Source organism: Streptomyces sp. BK79 (genome assembly GCF_044142145.1).
Taxonomy (GTDB): domain Bacteria; phylum Actinomycetota; class Actinomycetes; order Streptomycetales; family Streptomycetaceae; genus Streptomyces.
In genome coordinates, this window is sequence record NZ_JBHVOC010000008.1 from 100,245 (window position 1) to 123,529 (window position 23,285).

Annotated in this window: 18 protein-coding genes; 11 read left to right on the forward strand and 7 right to left on the reverse strand. The window is 72.2% G+C overall.

What is annotated here, in order from left to right:
- The first annotated feature begins 182 nt into the window (after positions 1 to 182).
- On the forward strand, positions 183 to 1,283 hold the full coding sequence (locus ACFIF2_RS12095) for a calcium:proton antiporter (protein WP_395572589.1): 1,101 nt from the start codon (positions 183 to 185) through the stop codon (positions 1,281 to 1,283).
- 59 nt (positions 1,284 to 1,342) lie between these two features.
- Here ACFIF2_RS12095 and ACFIF2_RS12100 read toward each other — a convergent pair whose 3' ends face one another.
- Positions 1,343 to 2,389 (reverse strand): S66 peptidase family protein, encoded by a 1,047-nt coding sequence (locus tag ACFIF2_RS12100; protein ID WP_395572590.1) that lies wholly within the window; start codon positions 2,387 to 2,389, stop codon positions 1,343 to 1,345.
- Positions 2,390 to 2,493: 104 nt separating this feature from the next.
- Between ACFIF2_RS12100 and aroQ the strand changes: the two genes are divergently transcribed.
- The gene (aroQ, locus tag ACFIF2_RS12105) at positions 2,494 to 2,967 is read left to right on the forward strand and encodes a type II 3-dehydroquinate dehydratase (protein WP_395572591.1); all 474 of its coding nucleotides are present in this window, start codon (positions 2,494 to 2,496) and stop codon (positions 2,965 to 2,967) included.
- A 218-nt stretch (positions 2,968 to 3,185) separates the two neighbouring features.
- On the opposite strand, the gene ACFIF2_RS12110 is transcribed toward aroQ, so the two are convergent.
- Complete coding sequence (locus ACFIF2_RS12110; protein WP_395572592.1) at positions 3,186 to 3,842, reverse strand: MBL fold metallo-hydrolase; 657 nt, start codon at positions 3,840 to 3,842, stop codon at positions 3,186 to 3,188.
- A gap of 50 nt (positions 3,843 to 3,892) precedes the next feature.
- Positions 3,893 to 4,579, reverse strand: coding sequence for a maleylpyruvate isomerase family mycothiol-dependent enzyme (locus ACFIF2_RS12115; RefSeq protein WP_395572593.1), 687 nt, complete (start codon positions 4,577 to 4,579; stop codon positions 3,893 to 3,895).
- Between the two features lie 223 nt (positions 4,580 to 4,802).
- Here ACFIF2_RS12115 and uvrA point away from each other — a divergent pair, with 223 nt between their 5' ends.
- The gene (gene uvrA / locus ACFIF2_RS12120) at positions 4,803 to 7,844 is read left to right on the forward strand and encodes an excinuclease ABC subunit UvrA (RefSeq protein WP_395572594.1); all 3,042 of its coding nucleotides are present in this window, start codon (positions 4,803 to 4,805) and stop codon (positions 7,842 to 7,844) included.
- 87 nt (positions 7,845 to 7,931) lie between these two features.
- Here the strand turns inward: uvrA and ACFIF2_RS12125 are convergent, their stop codons facing one another.
- Positions 7,932 to 8,567, reverse strand: a complete 636-nt coding sequence (locus ACFIF2_RS12125; protein WP_395572595.1) for a YceI family protein — start codon at positions 8,565 to 8,567, stop codon at positions 7,932 to 7,934.
- Between the two features lie 101 nt (positions 8,568 to 8,668).
- Here ACFIF2_RS12125 and ACFIF2_RS12130 point away from each other — a divergent pair, with 101 nt between their 5' ends.
- Positions 8,669 to 9,532 carry a helix-turn-helix domain-containing protein gene (locus tag ACFIF2_RS12130; protein WP_395572596.1) on the forward strand — a complete coding sequence of 288 codons (864 nt, stop codon included), beginning with the start codon at positions 8,669 to 8,671 and terminating at the stop codon, positions 9,530 to 9,532.
- Positions 9,533 to 9,563: 31 nt separating this feature from the next.
- Here ACFIF2_RS12130 and ACFIF2_RS12135 read toward each other — a convergent pair whose 3' ends face one another.
- Together ACFIF2_RS12135 and ACFIF2_RS12140 are read right to left on the reverse strand one after the other, a co-directional pair.
- Positions 9,564 to 10,469, reverse strand: coding sequence for a carbohydrate kinase (locus ACFIF2_RS12135; protein WP_395572597.1), 906 nt, complete (start codon positions 10,467 to 10,469; stop codon positions 9,564 to 9,566).
- Positions 10,466 to 11,521 carry a LacI family DNA-binding transcriptional regulator gene (locus ACFIF2_RS12140; RefSeq protein WP_395572598.1) on the reverse strand — a complete coding sequence of 352 codons (1,056 nt, stop codon included), beginning with the start codon at positions 11,519 to 11,521 and terminating at the stop codon, positions 10,466 to 10,468. Before ACFIF2_RS12140 ends, ACFIF2_RS12135 begins: the two co-directional genes overlap by 4 nt.
- 268 nt (positions 11,522 to 11,789) lie before the next feature.
- On the opposite strand from ACFIF2_RS12140, the gene ACFIF2_RS12145 reads away from it, so the two are divergent.
- Complete coding sequence (locus ACFIF2_RS12145) at positions 11,790 to 12,215, forward strand: Rieske 2Fe-2S domain-containing protein (RefSeq protein WP_395572599.1); 426 nt, start codon at positions 11,790 to 11,792, stop codon at positions 12,213 to 12,215.
- A 117-nt stretch (positions 12,216 to 12,332) separates the two neighbouring features.
- On the opposite strand, the gene ACFIF2_RS12150 is transcribed toward ACFIF2_RS12145, so the two are convergent.
- Positions 12,333 to 13,283: a hypothetical protein gene (locus tag ACFIF2_RS12150; protein WP_395572600.1), complete on the reverse strand. Its 951-nt coding sequence runs from the start codon at positions 13,281 to 13,283 to the stop codon at positions 12,333 to 12,335.
- A 326-nt stretch (positions 13,284 to 13,609) separates the two neighbouring features.
- Between ACFIF2_RS12150 and uvrC the strand changes: the two genes are divergently transcribed.
- From uvrC to gap, 6 genes are all read left to right on the forward strand, one after another.
- Positions 13,610 to 15,778, forward strand: coding sequence for an excinuclease ABC subunit UvrC (gene uvrC / locus ACFIF2_RS12155; protein ID WP_395572601.1), 2,169 nt, complete (start codon positions 13,610 to 13,612; stop codon positions 15,776 to 15,778).
- A complete protein-coding gene (gene rapZ / locus ACFIF2_RS12160) occupies positions 15,775 to 16,791 on the forward strand; it encodes an RNase adapter RapZ (RefSeq protein WP_395572602.1) in 1,017 nt (338 codons plus the stop codon). The genes uvrC and rapZ overlap by 4 nt, the downstream gene beginning before the upstream one ends.
- Positions 16,788 to 17,879: a uridine diphosphate-N-acetylglucosamine-binding protein YvcK gene (yvcK, locus tag ACFIF2_RS12165; RefSeq protein WP_395572603.1), complete on the forward strand. Its 1,092-nt coding sequence runs from the start codon at positions 16,788 to 16,790 to the stop codon at positions 17,877 to 17,879. The genes rapZ and yvcK overlap by 4 nt, the downstream gene beginning before the upstream one ends.
- Positions 17,870 to 18,859 (forward strand): DNA-binding protein WhiA, encoded by a 990-nt coding sequence (gene whiA / locus ACFIF2_RS12170; RefSeq protein ID WP_395572604.1) that lies wholly within the window; start codon positions 17,870 to 17,872, stop codon positions 18,857 to 18,859. The genes yvcK and whiA overlap by 10 nt, the downstream gene beginning before the upstream one ends.
- 220 nt (positions 18,860 to 19,079) lie before the next feature.
- Positions 19,080 to 22,034, forward strand: coding sequence for a M14 family zinc carboxypeptidase (locus tag ACFIF2_RS12175; RefSeq protein WP_395572605.1), 2,955 nt, complete (start codon positions 19,080 to 19,082; stop codon positions 22,032 to 22,034).
- 228 nt (positions 22,035 to 22,262) lie between these two features.
- Complete coding sequence (gene gap / locus ACFIF2_RS12180; RefSeq protein WP_395572606.1) at positions 22,263 to 23,270, forward strand: type I glyceraldehyde-3-phosphate dehydrogenase; 1,008 nt, start codon at positions 22,263 to 22,265, stop codon at positions 23,268 to 23,270.
- Positions 23,271 to 23,285 lie beyond the last annotated feature (15 nt).

The following is a 23,285-nucleotide window of genomic DNA, read 5'->3' on the forward strand; positions in this document are numbered from 1 at the left end:
GGCCGCCGGTCGGACGCAGGTGACCACCGGGAGCGGCGGGCGGCGAGTAGCCGCCCGCCGCTCCCCGCGTCGTGGCCGGGGCGGACAGCCGCGCCCCGAGTCTGCGAGGAGGCGACGGCGGGCGTTCCCCGGTCCGCACGACAGGGCATGCGGGGCCCGCCCCCCTCTGCGACGATCGCCGCATGATCACTCGTCCCAGGGAGCTCGTCGCACAGTGGACGACCGTGACGCCCGTGGTCGCGATCGTGCTGCTGGTCCTCACCTGGGGCCGCGATCTGCCCGGGGCGCTCGTCGCCGTCCTGACGGTCGTCCTGGCGGCGTCCGTACTGGCCGCGGTGCACCACGCCGAGGTGGTCGCCCACCGGGTCGGGGAACCGTTCGGGTCCCTCGTCCTGGCCGTCGCCGTCACGGTGATCGAGGTCGCGCTCATCGTGACCCTGATGGCGGACGGCGGGGACAAGAGCGCCACCCTCGCCAGGGACACGGTCTTCGCCGCCGTGATGATCACCTGCAACGGCGTTGTCGGCCTCAGCCTCCTGGTCGCCTCCCTGCGGCACGGCATCGCCGTGTTCAACCCGGAGGGCACCGGCGCCGCCCTCGCGACGGTCGCGACGCTGGCCACGCTCAGCCTGGTGCTGCCGACGTTCACCACCAGCGCGCCCGGACCGGAGTTCTCCACCGTCCAGCTGACCTTCGCGGCGCTCTCCTCGCTCATCCTCTACGGCTTGTTCATCGCGACCCTGACCGTGCGGCACCGCGACTACTTCCTGCCGATCACCCGGCACGGCGAGGTGGTCACCGTGGAGGACCACGCCCACGCGCCGTCCGCCCGCACGGCCCTGCTCAGCCTGGTCCTGCTCGGCCTGGCCCTGGTCGGCGTGGTCGGCCTGGCGAAAGGGGTGTCGCCCACCATCGAGGACGGCGTGGCGGCGGCCGGCCTGCACCACGCCGTCGTCGGCGTCGTCATCGCCCTGCTGGTCCTGCTGCCCGAGACCATCGCCGCGCTGCGCTCCGCGCGCCGGGACCGGGTGCAGACCAGTCTGAACCTCGCGCTCGGCTCGGCGATGGCCAGCATCGGCCTGACCATCCCGGCCGTGGCCCTTGCCTCCGTGTGGCTCTCCGGACCGCTGCTCCTGGGCCTCGGCGCCACCCACATGGTGCTGCTCGCCCTGACCGTGGTGGTGGCCTCGCTGACGGTCGTGCCGGGCCGTGCCACGCCCTTGCAGGGCGGCGTCCACCTGGTGCTGTTCGCGGCCTACCTGGAACTCGCCGTCAATCCGTAGGGCCGCCGATCCGTGGGGCCTGGGGCGGACGGGGCCGGCGTCCCACCGCGCGGAGGCGGTCAGTAGGTGACAGTGATGCGCCGGGCGGGTCCGTCGACCCGGACGGTGCCCCCGTACGGGACGACCACCTGCGGATCGGTGTGGCCGAAGTCCACGTCGAAGACGATCACCGCGTCGGGGGCGTAGTCCCGCATGGCCCGCAACACGGCCTCACGCTGCTCCGTCGCGTACCGGACACCCTCCTCCGGGCTGGTGGGACGCTCGAGGGACCACGTCTTCGGGCGGGCCATCAGCAGCGCGGAGAAGCGGTGCAGCAGGCCGCGTTCACCCATGGCGCGCAGCATGCGGAAGACCTCGACGGCGCCCGGCATCTCCTCGGAGGTCTCCAGGAGCAGCACGCCGCCGTCGTACTCCGAGAGATCCCGCGCGATCTCTCGGCCGGCCGTCACCAGCCGGTCGAGGATCTCCAGACAGCCGCCCCAGGCGCGCCCCTCGACCACGCGGTCGGCGTTCACCCAGGACCAGCCCGCCCCGGGCCGCATCCGGGGCTCCTCGTCGAAGGTCGCGGGGTCGGCCCAGTCACGGTCGACGTCGTTCCACCGCTCGGCGGGCCGCAGTTCGTAGGGGCCCGAGGTGAAGAGGGCCGCGCGCAGGGAGTCGGAGGTCCGCGGGTTCATGGCGCCGGGACGCCCCAGTTCGACCATGACGCTCGCGCCGTGGTAGCCGACGATGCCCGTGTTGTACAGGTAGGCGAGCAGGTTCGTGTTGTCGCTCATGCCGAAGAACGGCTTGGGACCGGCTCGTATCAGTTCCCGGTCCAGCAGGGGCAGCACCGTGATCTGGTCGTCGCCGCCGATCGACGCGATGACTGCCTTGATCGTGGGATCGGCGAACGCCGCGTGGAGGTCGGCGGCCCGCTCCTCGGGGCTCGAACCCATCTTCCGGGTGGCCGGGTACTCGACGGGCTCCAGCCCGTACTCCTCGCGCAGCCGCTCCAGGCCCAACTCGTAGGGGCGCGGGAAGAGTCCGGGCAGGCCGGCGGAGGGGGACAGCACCGCGACACGGTCGCCGGGCGAGGGCTTGGGAGGGTAGGCGAGCGTCGTCATGGACGGAGGGTAGGGCCGGCCGGGGCGTCGGCGCACCGTGATAGACCGGGGACCGAGCAGCGGTCGCGCAAGAGCCGCCGCACCCCGAACGGACCGGAGGAACCGTGCCCCGCACCCTGGCCAACGCCCCCATCATGATCCTCAACGGCCCCAACCTGAACCTGCTGGGCCAGCGTCAGCCGGAGATCTACGGCTCCGACACCCTGGCGGACGTGGAGGCCCTGTGCGTGAAGGCGGCCCAGGCCCACGGCGGCACGGTGGACTTCCGGCAGTCCAACCACGAGGGTGAACTGGTCGACTGGATCCACGAGGCCCGGCTGAACCACTGCGGGATCGTGATCAACCCCGCCGCCTACTCGCACACGTCCGTCGCCGTCCTGGACGCGCTCAACACCTGCGACGGGCTGCCGGTGGTGGAGGTCCACATCTCCAACATCCACCAGCGCGAGCCGTTCCGGCACCACTCCTACGTCTCGCAGCGCGCCGACGGGGTGATCGCGGGGTGCGGTGTGCAGGGGTACGTGTTCGCCGTGGAGCGGATCGCGTCGCTGACCGGGGAGGGGCGGGCCACGGCCTGAGCGAGCGGGGCCGCCGGCCGAGGGCGGGACCGTCGGCCCGCGGCGGGACCCGCGGAGCGGGCGGCCCGTGCCGCGCCGGATCCGTCGTCCCCGCGTCGGACAGGGCAGGCCCTGGGAAACTCGGGCCCCTTGGGGGGCGCTGTCCGCGCCCGACCACGCCCCAGGCGCTCCTGGCGCGCCCGACCACGCCCCGGCACGTGCGCCGGGGCGCCCGGCGTTCACCAGCCGCGTGCGCGCCACTCCGGCAGGTGCGGCCGCTCCGCGCCGAGGCTGGTGTCGTTGCCGTGCCCCGGATAGACCCACGTCTCGTCCGGCAGCGCCCCGAAGATCTTGGTCTCCACGTCGTGGATCAGGCTCGCGAACGCCTGGGGATCCTGATGGGTGTTGCCGACACCGCCCGGGAAGAGACAGTCACCCGTGAACACGTGCGGATGCCCGTGCGGGTCGTCGTACACCAGGGCGATGGAGCCCGGCGTGTGCCCGACCAGGTGGCGCGCGGTGAGTTCCACCTGGCCGACCCGGATCGTGTCGCCGTCGTCGACCGGGACGTCGGTCGGCACGGGGATGCCCTCGGCGTCGAGCCGCCCGGCGTGGGTGCGGGCCCCGGTGGCCGCGACGACCTCGGCGAGCGCCTGCCAGTGGTCGCCGTGCCGGTGGGTGGTGACGACGGACGCGATGCCGTCGGCGCCGATCATGCCGAGCAGCGTGTGCGCGTCGTTGGCGGCGTCGATCAGCAGCTGCTCGTCGGTGGCCCGGCAGCGCAGCAGATAGGCGTTGTTGTCCATCGGGCCGACCGCGACCTTGGTGATCATCAGGTCCTTGAGCTCGTGCACGTCGGCGGGCCCGCCGACCCTGACCTCTCCGCTGTACGTCATGTCGGCCAGCCTAGCGCCGGGAGGGGGCCCGCAGACCGCCTCCCGGCGGGCTACAGCGGCGGAAGCCCGGGCAGCGGGCCGCCCTCCACCGCCAGCGCGGAGCCCGGGCGGCGTCCGGCCAGCCAGCCGAGCAGGTCGGCCGGGGAGCCGGTGACGGTCACCTCGGGCCGGTCCGCCTCCCGGCCCGTGCGCCACGCGCGCGTGCCGTCCGTGAGCCGGGTGGGCGGCACGTCCGGGTGACCGGCGAACCGGGCGGCGAGGAACTCGGTCTCCCGCGCGGTGAACTCCGCCGGGAGATCCTCCAGCTCGTACCCGATGCCGAGGTCCACGTGGTGCAGTTCCACCTCGATCCAGCGCCGGAACGGCACCCGGGACGCCGAGTCCGTGATCCCGTTGCGCAGCTCCACCGTGCGCGACCAGTCCCCGGGCGCGGCCCAGGCGGCCTGGAGCCGGGCCGCGCTGTCGCGCACGTCGGCGAGCTGGACGTCCAGCGGGCGCGGGGCGTCCCGCTCGATGTCGGCGTCCCGGGCCTCGGCGGAGACGTACATGGGGCGTCCCTCGAAGACGTTCACAAGGGCGTCCGCGTTGCGGGCCAGGTGGGCGAGGACGTGGCCGCGAGTCCAGCCGGGAAGCCGTGACGACTCCGTCACGGACGCGTTGTCCAGTTTCCCGACAGCGGTGAGCAGCCGCTCGGTCGCGTCACGTACAGACGCCAGGTCATGCGCGTGATCAATCATGGTGCTGACCCTAGTCCGCGTCACACCTTCGGGTGAAGCGATTGGGCGACCCCCGCAAATCGAATGCACGTGCTATATGGTCGGAAGCGGCGTCGGGCATGCTGGGGAGTCGGGGTTTGTTGACAACCGGTGAATCCGACCGGCGTTGTCAGTGGCTCCCCCTAGTCTGAGAAAGACGGGGGCCCCGCCCCTGTCACTTCTCTCAAGAAAGGTGCGGACCGGCGTGGCCGACCGTCTCATCGTCCGTGGCGCGCGCGAGCACAATCTGAAGAACGTCTCGCTCGACCTGCCTCGCGACTCGCTCATCGTCTTCACGGGCCTGTCCGGGTCGGGCAAGTCCTCCCTGGCCTTCGACACCATCTTCGCCGAGGGCCAGCGGCGCTACGTGGAGTCGCTCTCGTCGTACGCCCGGCAGTTCCTCGGCCAGATGGACAAGCCGGACGTCGACTTCATCGAGGGTCTCTCCCCGGCGGTCTCCATCGACCAGAAGTCGACCTCCCGCAACCCGCGCTCCACGGTCGGCACCATCACCGAGGTCTACGACTACCTGCGCCTGCTCTTCGCCCGCATCGGCAAGCCGCACTGCCCGGAGTGCTCCCGGCCGATCACGCGCCAGTCGCCCCAGGCCATCGTCGACCGGGTCCTGGAGCTGCCGGAGGGAAGCCGCTTCCAGGTGCTGTCGCCGCTGGTGCGCGAGCGCAAGGGAGAGTTCGTCGACCTCTTCTCCGACCTCCAGACCAAGGGCTACTCCCGCGCGCGGGTGGACGGCGAGACCATCCAGCTGTCCACCCCGCCCACCCTGAAGAAGCAGGAGAAGCACACCATCGAGGTGGTCGTCGACCGCCTCACGGTGAAGGACAGCGCCAAGCGGCGCCTCACCGACTCCGTGGAGACCGCGCTCGGCCTCTCCGGCGGCATGGTCGTGCTCGACTTCGTCGACCTCCCCGAGGACGACCCCGAGCGCGAGCGGATGTACTCCGAGCACCTCTACTGCCCGTACGACGACCTGTCCTTCGAGGAGCTGGAGCCCCGCTCCTTCTCCTTCAACTCGCCCTTCGGCGCCTGCCCCGACTGCTCCGGCATCGGCACCCGCATGGAGGTCGACCCGGAGCTGATCGTCCCCGACGAGGACAAGTCCCTCGACGAGGGCGCCATCCACCCCTGGTCGCACGGACACACCAAGGACTACTTCGGCCGCCTCATCGGTGCCCTCGCGGACGCCCTGGGCTTCCGGACGGACATCCCCTTCGCGGGCCTGCCGCTGCGCGCCCGCAAGGCCCTGCTGAACGGCCACAAGACCCAGGTCGAGGTCCGCTACCGCAACCGGTACGGGCGCGAGCGCCGGTACACCACGGCCTTCGAAGGCGCCATCCCCTTCGTCAAGCGCCGGCACAGCGAGGCCGAGAGCGACGCCAGCCGCGAGCGCTTCGAGGGCTACATGCGCGAAGTGCCCTGCCCCACCTGTGAGGGCACGCGTCTCAAGCCGCTCGTCCTCGCGGTCACGGTCATGGGCAAGTCGATCGCCGAGGTGTCGGCGATGTCCATCAGCGACTGCGCCGACTTCCTGGGCGAGCTGAAGCTCAGCGCCCGCGACAAGAAGATCGCCGAGCGCGTGCTCAAGGAGGTCAACGAGCGGCTGCGCTTCCTGGTCGACGTCGGCCTGGACTACCTCTCGCTCAACCGGGCGGCCGGCACCCTCTCCGGCGGCGAGGCCCAGCGCATCCGCCTGGCCACCCAGATCGGCTCCGGACTCGTCGGCGTGCTGTACGTCCTCGACGAGCCGTCCATCGGGCTGCACCAGCGGGACAACCACCGGCTGATCGAGACCCTCGTCCGCCTCCGCGACATGGGCAACACGCTGATCGTCGTCGAGCACGACGAGGACACCATCAAGGTGGCCGACTGGATCGTCGACATCGGCCCCGGCGCCGGCGAACACGGCGGCGAGGTCGTGCACAGCGGCTCCGTCAAGGAGCTGCTCGACAACGCCGAGTCGCAGACCGGCCTGTACCTGTCCGGCAAGAAGGCCATCCCGCTGCCCGACATCCGGCGCCCGCTCGACCCGTCCCGCCGGCTCACCGTGCACGGCGCCCGGGAGAACAACCTCCAGGACATCGACGTGTCCTTCCCGCTGGGCGTGTTCACGGCGGTCACCGGCGTCTCCGGCTCCGGCAAGTCGACCCTGGTCAACGACATCCTGTACACGCACCTGGCCCGCGAGCTGAACGGCGCCCGGAGCGTTCCCGGCCGGCACACGCGCGTGGACGGCGACGACCTCGTCGACAAGGTCGTCCACGTCGACCAGTCGCCCATCGGCCGCACCCCGCGGTCCAACCCGGCGACGTACACCGGAGTCTTCGACCACATCCGCAAGCTGTTCGCCGAGACGACCGAGGCGAAGGTCCGGGGCTACCTGCCCGGCCGGTTCTCCTTCAACGTCAAGGGCGGCCGCTGCGAGAACTGCGCGGGCGACGGCACGATCAAGATCGAGATGAACTTCCTCCCGGACGTCTACGTCCCGTGCGAGGTCTGCCACGGCGCCCGGTACAACCGGGAGACCCTGGAGGTCCACTACAAGGGCAAGTCCATCGCCGACGTCCTGAACATGCCGATCGAGGAGGCGACCGACTTCTTCGAGGCGGTCCCCGCGATCTCCCGGCACATGAAGACGCTCAAGGACGTCGGGCTCGGCTATGTCCGGCTCGGCCAGTCCGCGACCACCCTGTCCGGCGGTGAGGCCCAGCGGGTGAAGCTGGCCAGCGAGCTGCAGCGCCGTTCCACCGGCCGTACGGTCTACGTCCTGGACGAGCCGACCACGGGTCTGCACTTCGAGGACATCAGCAAGCTGCTGACGGTCCTGTCCGGCCTGGTCGACAAGGGCAACACGGTCATCGTCATCGAGCACAACCTCGACGTGATCAAGACCGCCGACTGGGTCGTCGACATGGGCCCCGAGGGTGGTGCCGGCGGTGGCCTCGTGGTCGCCGAAGGCACGCCCGAGCAGGTCGCAGCCGTGCCCGCCAGCCACACCGGCAAGTTTCTGCGGGACATCCTCGGCGCCGACCGGATCAGCGACGCCGCCCCGGTGAAGGCGCCGCGCAGGGCGGCGAAGACGGTGGCGGCCAAGGCCCCCGCCAAGAAGACCGCCACCAAGGCGGTCTCCGGCACGGCGGCGAAGAAGACCGCCACCAAGACGGCCACCAAGACCGCGCAGAAGACCGCCACCAAGACCGCGAAGAAGACCACGCGGACGAGCAAGGCCTGAGGTCCCCGCGCCGGACACACCGACGCGCCGGTGCCCACGGACGATCCCGTGGGCACCGGCGCGTCGCCGTTCGCGCACTCCGCGCGCTCAGGCACCCGCCGGTTCCACGAACTGCATGTCGAGCTGGATCTTCACGACCTCTCCGAGCAGCCCCGGAGCGAAGTCCAGACCGAACTCACTGCGCCGGATCTCACCCGACGCCTCGAACCCGGCGTGCCGGCCGTCGCCGCCGGGCATGGCTCCCAGCCCGCCGAACTCCACGGCGAGCGACACCGGGCGGGTCACGTCACCGATGGTCAGCTCGCCCTCCATGGTCCAGTCCTCACCCTCGCCCGACACCCGGGTCGAACGGAAGGTCATCGTCGGCCGCTTCGCCACGTCGAGCAGGTCGGAGGCGCGTACGTGCGCGTCCCGGTCGGCGTTGCCGGTGTCGATGGACGCCAGGTCGATCGTCGCGGACACCCGCACGTCCTCGATCCGCTCGCCCACGAACAGACCGGCCCGCACACCGCTGAAGCGCCCCCGCACCTTGGCGATGCCGAGGTGGCGGATGGTGAAGTTCACGGCGGAGTGGAACGGGTCCAGCGTCCACTCGCCGGGGCCGAGCGGAAGGGCGGGACCGGTCGCGGCGGCGGGTGCGGCTGCGGGCGCGGCTGCGGCTGTGCCGACGGTGGTGGCCGTGGTGGCGGCTGTGGTGGCTGTGGTGGCGGTGTCATTCGTCATGTCCTCCACCCTGGGCGCGCCGCGCCCGTACAGGGAGACCGCCTCGAGCGTGGTAGTCGCAGGGCCACCCTCCGGCCCGCCCGTGTTGGTACGTTCCAGACGTGAGCGACAACGAGTTGGGCACGTACCTGCGGACCTGGCGTGAGTCCGTCACCCCCGCCGAGGTGGGGCTCCCCGCGGGCCCCCGCCGCCGCACCCCGGGTCTGCGCCGCGCCGAACTGGCCACGCTCGCCGGCGTCAGCGTCGAGTACCTGACCCGGCTGGAGCAGGGGCGCGACCGCAACCCGTCCGTCCAGGTCCTCGGCGCTCTCGCCGACGCGCTGCACCTGTCGCTGCGGGACCGGACGCTGCTGCGCCGCCTGACGAAGGAGGCCGACGGCGGCGACCCGCTGCTGTGCGCCGCCGCCCCGCCGCTCAGCAGGACCGCGCGCCCCACCGTGCGGGCCGTACTGGAACGGCTGGAGCCCGCCCCCGCCGTGGTGCTGAACTGGATCGGTGACGTCCTCGCCCACACCGGCGGCTACGCGCGGCTGACCGGCCCGATCGGGCTGCTCGACGAGGAGCGGCCCAACCTGCTCCGGTACCTGTTCACCGACGAGCGCGCCCGCGCCGCCTACCCCGACTGGGACCGTGTGGCCGACGACCTGGTCGCCCAGCTCCGGCACGAGGCCCCGCTGCGCGATCCGAACGTGACCGAACTGGCCGACGAGCTGACGGTGACGGCGGGGGCCCCCTTCGCCGACCGGTTCGCCGACCTCGGCACGGCCCCGCGACGCGTCGGCACCCAGCGGGTCGAGCACCCGCAGGCCGGACCGCTGCGGCTGCTGCACGAGACGCTCGTGCTCCCCGAGGAGGGCCAGCGCCTCGTCGTGCACCTGCCCGCGGACGATGCCACGGCCGCCGCCCTTGACCGCCTCGACGGCCGCCGCCCCGGCGGTCTGCGGGCCGTACGGTCGGCCGGCTGAGCACCTGGAGGGCGGGCCGGTCCGGTGACGGTCAGGCCACCTCGTGGGCGAACGGCGGCTCCGCCCCCGCGCGCGAGCAGGTGACCGCCGCCGCGCGGGCGGCGAAGCCGAGCAGTGACGCCCAGCCTTCCGCGCCCAGGGCGGCCACCGCCGCGTCGCCGAGTGCGCCGCGGGCCGCGAGGCCGTGCAGCAGTGCCGCGTTCACCGTGTCGCCCGCGCCGATCGTGTCCACCACCTCGACCCGCTCGCCGGGCACGGTGTACTCGGCCCCGTCGCGGGTGAACGCCGTCAGCCCCGCGCCGCCCCGGGTGACCACGACGGCCGCCGGGCCCGCCGCCAGCCACTCCCGGGGCGTGCCGCCGAGCCACTCGGCGTCCTCGGCGGACAGCTTCAGCAGCGACACCGAGGGCAGCCAGCTCCTGAACCGGGCGCGGTAGGCGTCCGGGTCCGGGATCAGCCCGGCGCGGATGTTCGGGTCCAGCGCCGTGAAGACGCCCCGCGCCGCCGTCCGGCGCAGCAGCTCCTCGTACGCGCTCGCGCCCGGTTCCAGGACCAGGGAGCAGGTCCCGAAGGACACCGCGCGGGTGCCGGACGGGAGCGCGGTGGGCACCGAGAACAGCCGGTCCGCCGTCCCGTCCACGTAGAAGGAGTACGCGGCGGAACCGTCCGCGTCCACCGAGGCCACGGCGAGGGTCGTGGGCTCGGCCCCGCGCTGGACGGGTGAGACGTCCACGCCCGTCTCGCGCAGCCGGTCCAGCAGCGCCTCGCCGAAGGCGTCGGACGACACCCGGGAGCAGAAGGCGGTGGGGGAGCCGAGCCGGCCCAGCGCGACGGCCGTGTTGTACGGCCCGCCGCCGAGCGCCGGCCGCAGCGCGGCGAGGGCGCCCGTGCCCTGCGGTACCAGGTCGATGAGTGCCTCACCGGCGACGACGATCACGGGAGTGTCCTTTCGTGAGCCTTTGCGGGGGCCCGCTCGGGGCAGCCGCACGAGGTGCGGTGGACGAAGGCGCAGGGCAGCCGCACGGTCCGCGCGGGCCGGTCCGGCACGGCGAGGCGGTCCAGCAGCAGGCGGACGGCTCGCGCGCCCAGCTCCCTGCTGGGCTGCGCCACGGCCGTGAGCCGGGGGGAGAAGAGGTCCGCCCAGGCGAAGTCGTCGAAACAGCACAGCGCGAGGTCGTCGGGCACGGACAGACCGTGCTCCCGCAGGGCCCGCAGCGCGCCGATGGTCATCGCGTTGTTGGCGGTGACCAGCGCGGTGGGCGGCACCGCCAGGGACAGCAGGGCGTCGGTGGCCCGTTCGCCGCCTGCCGCCTCGGAGTCGCCGTGCACCAGGAGCCGTTCGTCATGGGGCAGCCCGGCGGCGGCCAGGCCGTGCCGGTACCCGGTGATCCGTTCGCGCGTCGTGCTGAGCCCCGGCCGGCCCGCGACCAGGCCGATCCTGCGGTGGCCGAGCCCGGCGAGATGCGTGACCAGCAGGGCCGTCGGCTCGGCGCCCTCGGCACCGACCTGGTCGAAGCGCGGAGCGCCCGCGCCCTCCGGGATGTCCACGGCCCGGTCGAGGAACACGGTCGGCACACGGTGGCGGCCGAGATAGGCGACGAGCTCGCGCGGGTCGGCGGAGGGCGCGACGATCAGGCCGTCCACCCGCCGCTCGTGCAGCATCCGGACGACCTCGCGCTCGTGTCCGGGGTCGTCGTGCGGGTCGGCGATGAGCAGGCCGTAGCCGCTTTCCAGGGCGGCGGACTCGACGCCCTGGAGGATCTCCGTGAAGTAAGGGTTGCTGATGGCCGACACCGCCAGCCCGATGGAGCGCGTGCGCGAGGTCACCAGGGAGCGGGCGAGGGTGTTCGGGGTGTAACCGAGTTCCTCGACGGCGTCCAGCACCGCCTGGCGGGTGTGCGGCAGCACGGGACGGGTGTCGTTGAGCACGTGCGAGACGGTCGCCACGGAGACCCCGGCGCTCCGCGCCACATCGGCCATGGTCGCCATCGGCGGCTCCTTCCGCGTGCTCTCGCGCTCCGGGGGCTCCGGGGCTCCGGGGTGCTCCGGGCGTTCCGGGTCTTCCGCGCGTCACCGGCCGGGACCGTACCGCATCCGGGGCAGGCGCGTAAACGCTTGCGCAAGCGTTTACGTCCTCTCCCCGCGTCCTCCCCTCCGCGACCTCCCCGAGCCCTCGCCTCCGCGCGACCCACCGCGCGGAGGGGCTCCGGTCGCCGGATATCGTCGCCCCGTACACACCTTGACCAGTGGAGACACCATGCCCGGCCGTCCCGCCCCGAGCCGCCGTACCGTCCTGCGCTCGGCGGCCCTCACCCCCGTCGCCGGACTCGGTCTGGCCGCCTGCTCACCGGGCGACGACGGCGCCGCCCCGGCCAGGCCGACCGCGCCCGTCGACCTGGGAACGGACGGCGAGGTCGCCAAGGGCGCGACCAAGCTCTACCGGGACCAGAACGTGGTGGTCAGCCGGAGTGACGACGGCACCCTGAAGGCGTTCAGCACGGTCTGCACGCACGCGGGGTGCCCCATCAGGAAGCTGGAGGGGACGAAGCTGGTCTGCCCCTGTCACGGCAGCGAGTTCGACGCCCGGACCGGCGAGGTGCTGCACGCCCCCGCGACCGTGCCCCTCATCGAACTGCCGGTCGAGGTGAAGCAGGGCCGGATCGTCGCGAGCCCCGGCACCTGACCGGCCCTGCCCCACGCCGCACCTGACCCGGCCCTGCCCCACGCCGTACCTGACCGGCCCCGCCTCACCGCGCCCGGCTCGGAACCCGTCCGGTCCGGGGCGGCCGCGGGCGTCCGCTCACTCCCAGTCCCACCCGATCCCCAGCATCCCGGACCGCACCCGCGGTTCCACGAGGTGCACCGAGCGGTGCCGGTCGCTGAGGGCCAGCTCCTGCCGGCCGCCGCGCGGTGCCGCCGGCGAGTGCTGGGTGAACCGGTGGCAGCGCACCGGCAGGGCCGCGGCGTCGAACCGCACCTGGAGCGCGTACTGCCCGCCCGCCGAGGCGAACCCGCGCACGTACTCGCGGGACACCCCGGCGGTGCCGTCCTCGACGCCGTAGCGGAAGAGATACGTGTCGCCGGCCGTCAGCCGCGTGTCGAAGAGCAGCTCGGTCACGAGCACACCGGTGTCGTGGTGGGTGCGGACCCGGCCCGTACGGCAGTTCTCCAGCGCGTGGACGGTCATCCGCGCGGGAGCGCAGCCCGGTTCGCCGTGGTGGACGGCGACGAAGCGGTCCACGCCGTCGCGGTGGGCGCGGACGATGTGCTGCGACTCGCGGGCGGCCAGCTCACGGCCCGGCCCGATCCGGACGCGTTCGTGGTGTCCGAGGGCGTGGAGTCCGCCGTCCGGCGACGAATGGTCCAGCTCGGCCAGCAGCCGGTCCAGCACACCGGAGGCCGCCATGAAGGAGCGGTAGGAGCGCGCCGCGGGCCCCTGGTCGGGGATGCCCTCGCCGGCCTCGGCGAGCAGGCGGATCAGCGACTCCTCGGGCAGCTGGAGTATCTCCTCCAGGGCCCGCACCGCCCGCAGCGACTCCGGACGCTGCGGACGCCGGGCACCCTGCTGCCAGTAGCTCAGACTCGTGACGCCCACCTTCACACCGTGGCGCGACAGGTGGTGCTGCACGCGCTGCAGCGGCAGGCCGCGAGCGGCGATCGCGGCACGCAGGGCCACGTGGAAGGGACCACCGCGCAGGGCCGAGTCGAGTTCCGCGGTGACGACGTCCAGGTGCTGGGTGGCGTGCGGCATGCAGGGGCCTCTCTGTGAAGGACACGACGGCTGGTCAGACCGTCGACGTGGATCGACCGGGGCCGCCCCCCGGTCGCGGCACAGGGGTCTTCACATCCGTACGCCGCGCTTCTGGGCCCCGAGTCCCCCCGCATTGAAGCGTGTTGATCTAGTCCCGACAACACCTGAAGCCCTACTGCGACACGCTCCTGGCCGAGAACACACCGGCCCGGCGTCCCGAGGGCACCCGGCGTGACCGCCCGGCCCCGCACCGTCTCCTCCCGCCCCGGGGCGGGGGCCGCCCACGGCCCGCCGGAGTGTCGGTCCCCGCCAGTAGGGTGTGAGTCATGGCCGACCCCTCCAGCTACCGCCCCAGGCCGGGAGAGATCCCGGACTCCCCGGGGGTGTACAGGTTCCGTGACGAGCACCGCCGGGTGATCTACGTCGGAAAGGCGAAGAGCCTGCGCCAGCGCCTGGCGAACTACTTCCAGGACCTGGCGAACCTGCACCCCCGCACCCGCACGATGGTCACCACGGCCGCGTCCGTGGAGTGGACGGTGGTGTCCACGGAGGTCGAGGCGCTCCAGCTGGAGTACTCCTGGATCAAGGAGTACGACCCCCGGTTCAACGTCAAGTACCGCGACGACAAGAGCTACCCGTACCTCGCGGTGACGATGAACGAGGAGTTCCCGCGCGTGCAGGTGATGCGCGGACACAAGAAGAAGGGCGTGCGGTACTTCGGGCCGTACGGGCACGCCTGGGCGATCCGCGACACGGTCGACCTCCTGCTGCGCGTCTTCCCGGTGCGCACCTGCTCCGCCGGAGTCTTCAAGAACGCCGCCCGTACCGGCCGCCCCTGCCTGCTCGGCTACATCGGCAAGTGCTCGGCGCCCTGCGTGGAGCGGATCTCCGCCGAGGACCACCGGGAGCTGGCCGAGGAGTTCTGCGACTTCATGGCCGGCCGCACCGGCACGTACCTGCGCCGTCTGGAGCGGCGGATGGCCGACGCGGCCGAGGAGATGGAGTACGAGCGGGCGGCGCGCCTGCGCGACGACATCGGGGCCCTGAAGAAGGCCATGGAGAAGAGCGCGGTCGTGCTGGCCGACGCCACCGACGCCGACCTGATCGCGGTCGCCGAGGACGAGCTGGAGGCGGCCGTCCAGATCTTCCACGTGCGCGGCGGACGCGTGCGCGGCCAGCGCGGCTGGGTCACGGACAAGGTGGAGGAGATCACCACCGGCGCCCTCGTCGAGCACGCCCTCCAGCAGTTGTACGGGGAGGAGACCGGGGACGCCGTGCCCAAAGAGGTGCTGGTCCCGGCCCTGCCCGATCCCGTGGAGCCCGTCCAGCAGTGGCTGACCGACCGCCGCGGGTCGGGTGTCTCGCTGCGCATCCCGCAGCGCGGCGACAAGAAGGCGCTGATGGAGACCGTCCAGCGCAACGCCCAGCAGGCGCTCGTCCTGCACAAGACCAAGCGTGCCTCCGACCTGACGACGCGCTCGCGTGCCCTGGAGGAGATCGCCGACGCCCTCGGCCTGGACAGCGCCCCGCTGCGGATCGAGTGCTACGACATCTCGCACCTCCAGGGCGACGACGTCGTGGCCTCGATGGTCGTCTTCGAGGACGGACTGGCCCGGAAGAGCGAATACCGGCGGTTCCAGATCAAGGGCTTCCGTGGACAGGACGACGTCCGTTCCATGCACGAGGTCATCACGCGCCGCTTCCGCCGCTACCTCGCCGAGAAGGAGAGGACCGGCGAGTGGGCGGACGGCGAGGAACGGACCTCCCCGACCGGTGCCACCGGGACCGGCCCGTCCGCCCCGGACAGCCAGGTCGCCATGGACGGCCGGGCCGCGACGGACGGCCCGGCCGCCGAGGACGGTGAGTTCCTCATCGAGGGTCCCGCCCTCAAGGACGACGACGGCCGCCCCAAGCGCTTCGCCTACCCGCCCCAGCTCGTCGTCGTGGACGGCGGCCGGCCGCAGGTCGCGGCGGCCCAGCGGGCGCTGGACGAGCTGGGCATCGACGACATCGCCGTCTGCGGCCTCGCCAAGCGCCTGGAGGAGGTGTGGCTGCCCGGGGACGACGACCCGGTCGTCCTGCCCCGCACCAGCGAGGGCCTGTACCTGCTCCAGCGGGTCCGCGACGAGGCCCACCGCTTCGCGATCACCTACCAGCGCGCCAAGCGGTCCAAGCGCTTCCGCGCCGGCCCGCTGGACGACGTGCCGGGTCTCGGGGAGACCCGCAAGCAGGCGCTGATCAAGCACTTCGGTTCCGTGAAGAAGCTGCGGTCGGCGACGATCGACCAGATCTGCGAGGTACCCGGCATAGGCCGCAAGACGGCGGAGACCGTGGCCGTGGCCCTCGCCGGGGCCACCCCGGCCGCACCCGCCGTGAACACGGCGACCGGAGAGATCATGGATGACGAGGACGGGGCACCCGAGACGACGGCGGATGCCCCGGGGGAGCCCGTGACCGCGGGCACCCCGGACGAACGACGGGGGCAGGAGACATGACCGAGCACGAGGCACAGCCCACAGCGGGACGAGAACAGGCCCACGGCACGGCCGGCCAGGACTCGGGCGCGCAGGCGGCCGGCCCGGAGCGGCGCCAGAACGACGGAGCACAGGTGAGTACGGGCAAGGAAACAGCCGGGGCGCACGAGGCGGCCATCCCCGAGCTGGTGATCATCTCCGGCATGTCCGGGGCCGGCCGCTCGACGGCCGCCAAGTGTCTGGAGGACCTCGGCTGGTTCGTCGTCGACAACCTCCCGCCCGCGCTGATCCCCACCATGGTGGAGCTCGGCGCCCGCTCGCAGGGCAACGTGGCGCGGATCGCGGTCGTCGTCGACGTCCGCGGCCGGCGCTTCTTCGACAACCTGCGCGAGTCCCTCGCGGACCTCGACTCGCGCGGCGTCACCCGGCGGATCGTCTTCCTGGAGTCCTCCGACGAGGCGCTGGTGCGCCGTTTCGAGTCGGTGCGCCGCCCGCACCCCCTCCAGGGCGACGGCCGCATCGTCGACGGCATCGCCGCCGAACGGGAACTGCTGCGCGAGCTGCGCGGCGACGCCGACCTGGTGATCGACACCTCCAGCCTCAACGTGCACGAGCTGCGCGCCAAGATGGACGCCCAGTTCGCCGGCGACGAGGAGCCCGAGCTGCGGGCCACCGTCATGTCCTTCGGCTTCAAGTACGGCCTGCCGGTCGACGCCGACCTGGTCGTCGACATGCGCTTCCTGCCCAATCCGCACTGGGTGCCCGAGCTGCGCCCGTTCACCGGCCTGAACGAGGAGGTGTCCTCCTACGTCCTGAACCAGCCCGGGGCCAAGGAGTTCCTCGACCGGTACACCGAACTGCTCCAGATGATCGCCGCGGGTTACCGTCGGGAGGGCAAGCGCTATGTGACCGTCGCCGTCGGCTGCACCGGCGGCAAGCACCGGTCCGTGGCCATGTCGGAGAAGCTCGCCGCCCGGCTCGCCGCCGAGGGCGTGGAGACGGTGGTCGTCCACCGGGACATGGGACGGGAATGACAGGACGTACTCCGCGGCTGAGCAGGCTGCGCCGGGTGGTGCCCGAGGGACGCGGCGGCAGGCCCGCCGAGGCCCGGGCCGCCCGGCCCGAACAGGCGCGCGGTGCCAGGCCGCGCCGCCGGGGTGCCCAGCCCAAGGTCGTCGCCCTCGGCGGCGGCATGGGTCTGTCCGCCTCGCTCGCCGCACTGCGCCGGATCACCGGCGACCTCACCGCCGTCGTCACCGTGGCCGACGACGGCGGCTCCAGCGGGCGCCTGCGCGACGAGCTGGGCGTCCTGCCGCCCGGCGACCTGCGCAAGGCGCTTGCCGCGCTGTGCGGCGACGACGACTGGGGCCAGACCTGGGCCCGCGTCATCCAGCACCGCTTCCAGTCCCAGGGCGACCTGCACGAGCACGCCGTCGGCAACCTGCTGATCGTCGCCCTGTGGGAGCAGCTCGGGGACCACGTCCAGGCCCTCGACCTGGTCGGCAAGCTGCTCGGCGCGCACGGGCGGGTGCTGCCCATGTCGGCGGTGCCGCTGGAGCTGCAGGCCCTGGTCCGGGGCCACGACCCGGACCGGCCCGACGAGGTGGACACGGTGCGCGGTCAGGCCACCGTGGCGCTCACGCCCGGCGAGGTGCAGTCCGTGCACCTGGTGCCGAACGACCCGCCGGCCGTCCCCGAGGCGGTCGACGCCGTCCTGGACGCGGACTGGGTGGTGCTCGGCCCCGGCTCCTGGTTCTCCTCCGTCATCCCGCACCTGCTCGTGCCCGACCTGCTGGACGCGCTGGTCGAGACGAAGGCCCGCCGGGTGCTCTCGCTGAACCTCGCCCCCCAGCCCGGAGAAACCGAGGGCTTCTCCCCGCAGCGTCATTTGGAGGTTTTGGGACGACACGCCCCTAAACTCGCCCTGGACGTGGTGCTGGCCGACGAGGCCGCCGTGCCCGACCGTGACTCGCTCACCGATGCCGCGAAACGGTTCGGCGCCGCGGTCGAGCTGGCTCCGGTCGCCCGGGCCGACGGGACCCCGAGGCACGACCCGGAGCAGCTGGCCGCCGCGTACGACCGTATTTTTCGGATGCATGGAAGGATCGGCCCATGGCGATGACGGCAGCGGTGAAGGACGAGATCTCCCGGCTCCCCGTCACCCGGACCTGCTGCAGAAAGGCGGAGGTCTCCGCCGTTCTGCGGTTCGCCGGCGGCCTTCACCTGGTGAGCGGGCGCATCGTGATCGAGGCGGAGCTGGACACCGCGATGGCGGCCCGCCGCCTCAAGCGGGACATCCTGGAGATCTTCGGGCACAGCTCCGAGCTGATCGTGATGGCACCGGGCGGGCTGCGCCGCGGATCGCGTTACGTCGTTCGGGTGGTCGCGGGCGGTGACCAGCTGGCCCGGCAGACCGGCCTGGTGGACGGCCGGGGCCGGCCCATCCGGGGACTGCCGCCGCAGGTGGTCTCGGGGGCCACCTGCGACGCCGAGGCGGCCTGGCGCGGGGCCTTCCTCGCGCACGGCTCGCTGACCGAGCCCGGCCGCTCCTCCTCCCTGGAGGTGACCTGCCCGGGTCCGGAGGCCGCGCTCGCCCTGGTCGGCGCCGCCCGCCGGCTGTCGATCGCCGCCAAGGCCCGTGAGGTGCGGGGCGTGGACCGGGTCGTCGTCCGCGACGGCGACGCGATCGGCGCGCTGCTCACCCGGCTCGGCGCCCACGAGTCGGTGCTGGCCTGGGAGGAGCGGCGGATGCGCCGCGAGGTCCGGGCGACCGCCAACCGCCTCGCCAACTTCGACGACGCCAACCTGCGCCGCTCGGCCCGCGCGGCCGTCGCCGCCGGCGCCCGGGTCCAGCGGGCCCTGGAGATCCTCGCCGACGACGTGCCCGAGCACCTCGCGGCCGCGGGCCGGCTGCGCATGGAGCACAAGCAGGCATCCCTGGAGGAGCTGGGCGCGCTCGCCGACCCGCCGCTGACCAAGGACGCGGTCGCCGGCCGCATCCGCCGTCTGCTCGCGATGGCCGACAAGCGGGCCTCGGACCTCGGCATCCCGGGCACGGACGCCAACCTCAGCGAGGAGCTGGCCGACAACCTCGTCGGCTGACCGAGCACCGCCTGCCGAACGCGCCTCGCCCCACCACTCCTCGCCCTCCCGCGCGAGAACCGCCAATAAGCCGGTGCCGGAGCCCACTTGGGTGACCGGCGCCGGCTTCCGCGTGTCCTTGCGGCGCTCTTGACTCGATCATGAGCTGTCATGAGCCTGGCATCTGTTCGCTGCTGTGGCGAACCCAGGCCTGTCGGACAGGCCCCATCTAGGGGGGTTCATGAGACGAAGAGCGAGATCGATCCTCGCCGTCGGCGCACTCCTGCTCGGCGGAGCGGGCTTCGCGCCCGTCGCCCAGGCACGACCCGCCGAATCCGCGACCGCGGACACGGACGAGGTGAAGGTCTTCCGCGCCGACGTGACCCAGGAGCAGGTACCCCTGCTGCTGTCCGCCGGCCAGGACGGCCACGAACTCGGTGAGCGCGTCCCCGACCGGGGCACCGCCACCGTCGAGGTCTACCTCACCGACCAGCAGGCCCGGAAGCTGGAGAAACAGGGCGTCGACCTCACCGAGCACACCCTGTCCACCCGGGCCGAGAAGCGCGTCGAGGCGGCCGCCGACGGCGTGTTCCGGCCGTACAGCGGCGACGGCGGACTCAAGGAGGAGATCCTCAGGACCGCACAGGCCAACCCCCGTCTCACCAAGGTCGTCTCCATCGGCAGGACGGTGAACGGCCAGGACATCCTGGCGCTCAAGCTCACCAAGAACGCCAAGAAGACGAAGGACGGCGCCAAACCCGCCGTCCTCTACCTGTCCAACCAGCACGCGCGCGAGTGGATCACCCCGGAGATGACCCGGCGGCTGATGCACCACTACCTGGACAAGTACGACGAGGACCGGCGGATCAAGAAGCTGGTCGACTCGACCGAACTGTGGTTCGTCCTGTCGGCCAACCCCGACGGGTACGACTACACGTTCGAGGACACCGACAACCGCCTGTGGCGCAAGAACCTGCGCGACAACAACGGCGACGGCGCCATCGGCACCGGCGACGGCGTCGACCTCAACCGCAACTTCGCCTACAAGTGGGGCTACGACGACGAGGGCTCGTCCCCCAACCCCACCAGCCAGACCTACCGGGGCGCCGGACCCAACTCCGAGCCCGAGACCAAGGCCCTGGACGCCTTCCAGAAGCGGATCGGGTTCACGTACGGCATCAACTACCACTCCGCCGCCGAACTGCTCCTCTACGGGGTCGGCTGGCAGGTGGCCACGAACACCCCGGACGACGTCCTCTACAAGGCGCTCGCCGGGACGCCGGAGAACTCCGCGATCCCCGGGTACCACCCGCAGGTCTCCTCGGAGCTGTACACCACCAACGGCGAGGCGGACGGCCACGCGGCCAACGTCAATGGCATGGCGATGTTCACCCCGGAGATGTCGACCTGCCAGACCATCTCCGAGCAGGACCCCGACGACGAGTGGAACGCGGGCGACTGCCAGTCGGGCTTCAACTTCCCCGACGACGAGAAGCTGATCCAGCAGGAGTTCGCGAAGAACATCCCCTTCGCGCTCTCCGTCGCCGAGTCCGCGTCGCACCCCGACCGGCCGTCCTCCGCGGTCGGCCTGGAGGCCGCCGACTTCACCCCGGCCCCCTTCACCACGTCCTACTCGCGCGGCGCCGACCAGGAGGTCTCCGTCGTCGCACGCAAGTCGGTGCGCGACAAGGAGCTGAAGTACCGCGTCAACGGCGGGCGTGTCCACGACATGGCCCTGAAGCCCTGGCGGGGCGGTGAGCGGTACGGCGGTGAGGACAACCTCTACTTCGACGAGTACCGCGCCGAGGTCAAGGACGGCGACCGCGGCGACAAGGTCGAGGTCTGGTTCACCGGAGAGACGAAGAACGGGAAGCGGACCGAGAGCGAGCACTTCACCTACACGATCGCCGAGCGGCCCCGCGCCGACGTCCTCGTCGTCGCCGAGGAGGGCGCGAAGGCCACGCAGGCCCAGACCTACGTGGACGCCCTGAAGGCCAACGGCAGGCGCGCGGCCGTCTGGGACGTCGCCACCCAGGGCGCGCCCGACGCGCTCGGCGTCCTCGCCCACTTCGACACCGTCGTCCACCACACCGGCGCCGCGGTCCCCGGCAACGCCACACAGCTCCAGCTGCGCGCCTTCCTCAACGAGGGCGGCCGGCTGATCGAGGCCGGCGAGCGGGCCGGCGGCAGCGTCGACCTCGGCGGCGGCAACCCGTCCGACGACTTCAGCCAGTACTACCTGGGCGCCTACACCCGCACCTCGTCCCCCGGCGCCACCGGCTTCACCGGCTCCGGAAAGCTCACCGGCACCGCCGGCGCGCTCGGCGCCGCGCCCGGCAACCCGCTGGACGCCGCCGGGACCTACAGCGTCACCTCGGACGAGCTGCCCACCGACACCTACCCGCAGTTCGCGAGCGAGGGCGCCGGGAAGTTCGCCGGCACGGTCAACCCGTACGGGCCCTACGCGGGCCAGGGGATGGCCGCCGCGGTCCACACCGACGACGCCTACAAGCGCCTCACCCGCACCGTCGACCTCACCGGTGTCACCGCCGCCGACCGCCCCACGCTCCGCACCCAGCTGCTCTGGGACACCGAGCGCGGGTACGACCACGCCCTGGTCGAGGCGCACACCACCGGCGCCGACGACTGGACCACGCTCCCCGAGGCGGGTGGCGCGACCGGCACCGCCGTACCGTCCGAGTGCGCGGCCGGCTTCTACGTCGGCGAGCACCCCTGGCTGGAGCACTACCTCACCCCGTCCGACGACGGCTGCACCGCGACCGGCACGACCGGGCAGTGGAACAGCCTCACCGGCTCCTCCGCGGGCTGGCGGCAGGTCGCGTTCGACCTGAGCGCCTACGCCGGCAAGTCCGTCGAGGTGTCGATCGCCTACGTCACCGACCCGGGCAGCGGCGGGCGCGGCGTCCTCGCCGACGAGGCCTCGCTGGTCGTCGGCGGCACGGCGACGCAGACCGAGGGCTTCGAGACCTCGCTCGGCGCCTGGCGGGTGGCCGGGCCGCCCGCGGGCAGCCCCGCCGTGCTGAAGGACTGGACCCGCACCGGGACCCTGTTCCAGACCTACGGCGCGGTCACCACGGACGACACCGTCCTGCTGGGCTTCGGCCTGGAGCACCTCACCGAACCGGCCGCCCGGACGGCCCTGCTCCGACAGGCGCTGCGTGCCCTGGACGAGTGAAATCCGGGACGCGGGGGACTGGCACGGTGTAACGAAATCGGGTGATCGGTCCCCCGTAGCCCGGGGCGGTCCGTACCCCTACTGACGGGTACGGACCGCCCTGCCGGGTATGGGGCGTCTCGATGTCACCCCTCAGGCCCCGGAGAGGTAGGGTCGGTGGTGGTCGGGGACATCCCAAATACAGCTCGCCGGCACATCGGGCCGGCGTACCAACGAGGAGATCGGTTCGTGACGATCCGCGTAGGCATCAACGGCTTTGGCCGCATCGGTCGTAACTACTTCCGCGCGCTGCTGGAGCAGGGTGCAGACATCGAGATCGTGGCTGTCAACGACCTGGGTGACACCGCGACCACCGCCCATCTGCTGAAGTACGACACCATCCTCGGGCGCCTCCCGTACGAGGTCTCGCACACCGAGGACACCATCACCGTCGGCGACAAGACCCTCAAGGTCCTCGCCGAGCGCAACCCCGCCGACATCCCGTGGGGCGAGCTGGGTGTCGACATCGTCATCGAGTCGACCGGCATCTTCACCAAGAAGGCCGACGCCGAGAAGCACATCGCGGGCGGCGCGAAGAAGGTCCTCATCTCGGCCCCGGCCAAGGACGAGGACGTCACCATCGTGATGGGCGTCAACCAGGACAAGTACGACGCGGCCAACCACCACGTCATCTCCAACGCCTCCTGCACCACCAACTGCGTGGCGCCGATGGCCAAGGTCCTCGACGAGAACTTCGGCATCGTCAAGGGCCTGATGACGACGGTGCACGCGTACACGAACGACCAGCGCATCCTGGACTTCCCGCACAAGGACCTGCGCCGCGCCCGTGCCGCCGCGGAGAACATCATCCCGACCACCACGGGTGCCGCCAAGGCCACCGCGCTGGTCCTCCCGCAGCTCAAGGGAAAGCTGGACGGCATCGCCATGCGCGTCCCGGTCCCGACCGGCTCGGTCACCGACCTCGTCCTGGAGCTGGGCCGCGAGGTGACCAAGGAAGAGGTCAACGCCGCCTTCCAGAAGGCCGCCGAGGGCGAGCTGAAGGGCATCCTGGAGTACACCGAGGACCCGATCGTCTCCTCGGACATCGTCAACGCCCCGGCGTCCTGCACCTTCGACTCGTCCCTGACCATGGTCCAGGACGGCAAGAACGTGAAGGTCATCGGCTGGTACGACAACGAGTGGGGCTACTCCAACCGCCTCGTCGACCTCACGGTCTTCGTCGGCAACCAGCTCTGACCGGCCGCAGCCGAC

Bases quoted from the DNA above. Each gene is read 5' to 3' on its own strand.
- ACFIF2_RS12145 (WP_395572599.1), top strand. From the start codon at position 11,790: ATGCCCGGCCGTCCCGCCCCGAGCCGCCGTACCGTCCTGCGCTCGGCG.
- ACFIF2_RS12100 (WP_395572590.1), bottom strand. From the start codon at position 2,389: ATGACGACGCTCGCCTACCCTCCCAAGCCCTCGCCCGGCGACCGTGTC.
- ACFIF2_RS12125 (WP_395572595.1), bottom strand. From the start codon at position 8,567: ATGACGAATGACACCGCCACCACAGCCACCACAGCCGCCACCACGGCC.
- ACFIF2_RS12095 (WP_395572589.1), top strand. From the start codon at position 183: ATGATCACTCGTCCCAGGGAGCTCGTCGCACAGTGGACGACCGTGACG.
- whiA (WP_395572604.1), top strand. From the start codon at position 17,870: ATGGCGATGACGGCAGCGGTGAAGGACGAGATCTCCCGGCTCCCCGTC.
- uvrC (WP_395572601.1), top strand. From the start codon at position 13,610: ATGGCCGACCCCTCCAGCTACCGCCCCAGGCCGGGAGAGATCCCGGAC.
- ACFIF2_RS12115 (WP_395572593.1), bottom strand. From the start codon at position 4,579: ATGATTGATCACGCGCATGACCTGGCGTCTGTACGTGACGCGACCGAG.
- ACFIF2_RS12150 (WP_395572600.1), bottom strand. From the start codon at position 13,283: ATGCCGCACGCCACCCAGCACCTGGACGTCGTCACCGCGGAACTCGAC.
- ACFIF2_RS12175 (WP_395572605.1), top strand. From the start codon at position 19,080: ATGAGACGAAGAGCGAGATCGATCCTCGCCGTCGGCGCACTCCTGCTC.
- rapZ (WP_395572602.1), top strand. From the start codon at position 15,775: ATGACCGAGCACGAGGCACAGCCCACAGCGGGACGAGAACAGGCCCAC.
- ACFIF2_RS12140 (WP_395572598.1), bottom strand. From the start codon at position 11,521: ATGGCGACCATGGCCGATGTGGCGCGGAGCGCCGGGGTCTCCGTGGCG.
- yvcK (WP_395572603.1), top strand. From the start codon at position 16,788: ATGACAGGACGTACTCCGCGGCTGAGCAGGCTGCGCCGGGTGGTGCCC.
- ACFIF2_RS12110 (WP_395572592.1), bottom strand. From the start codon at position 3,842: ATGACGTACAGCGGAGAGGTCAGGGTCGGCGGGCCCGCCGACGTGCAC.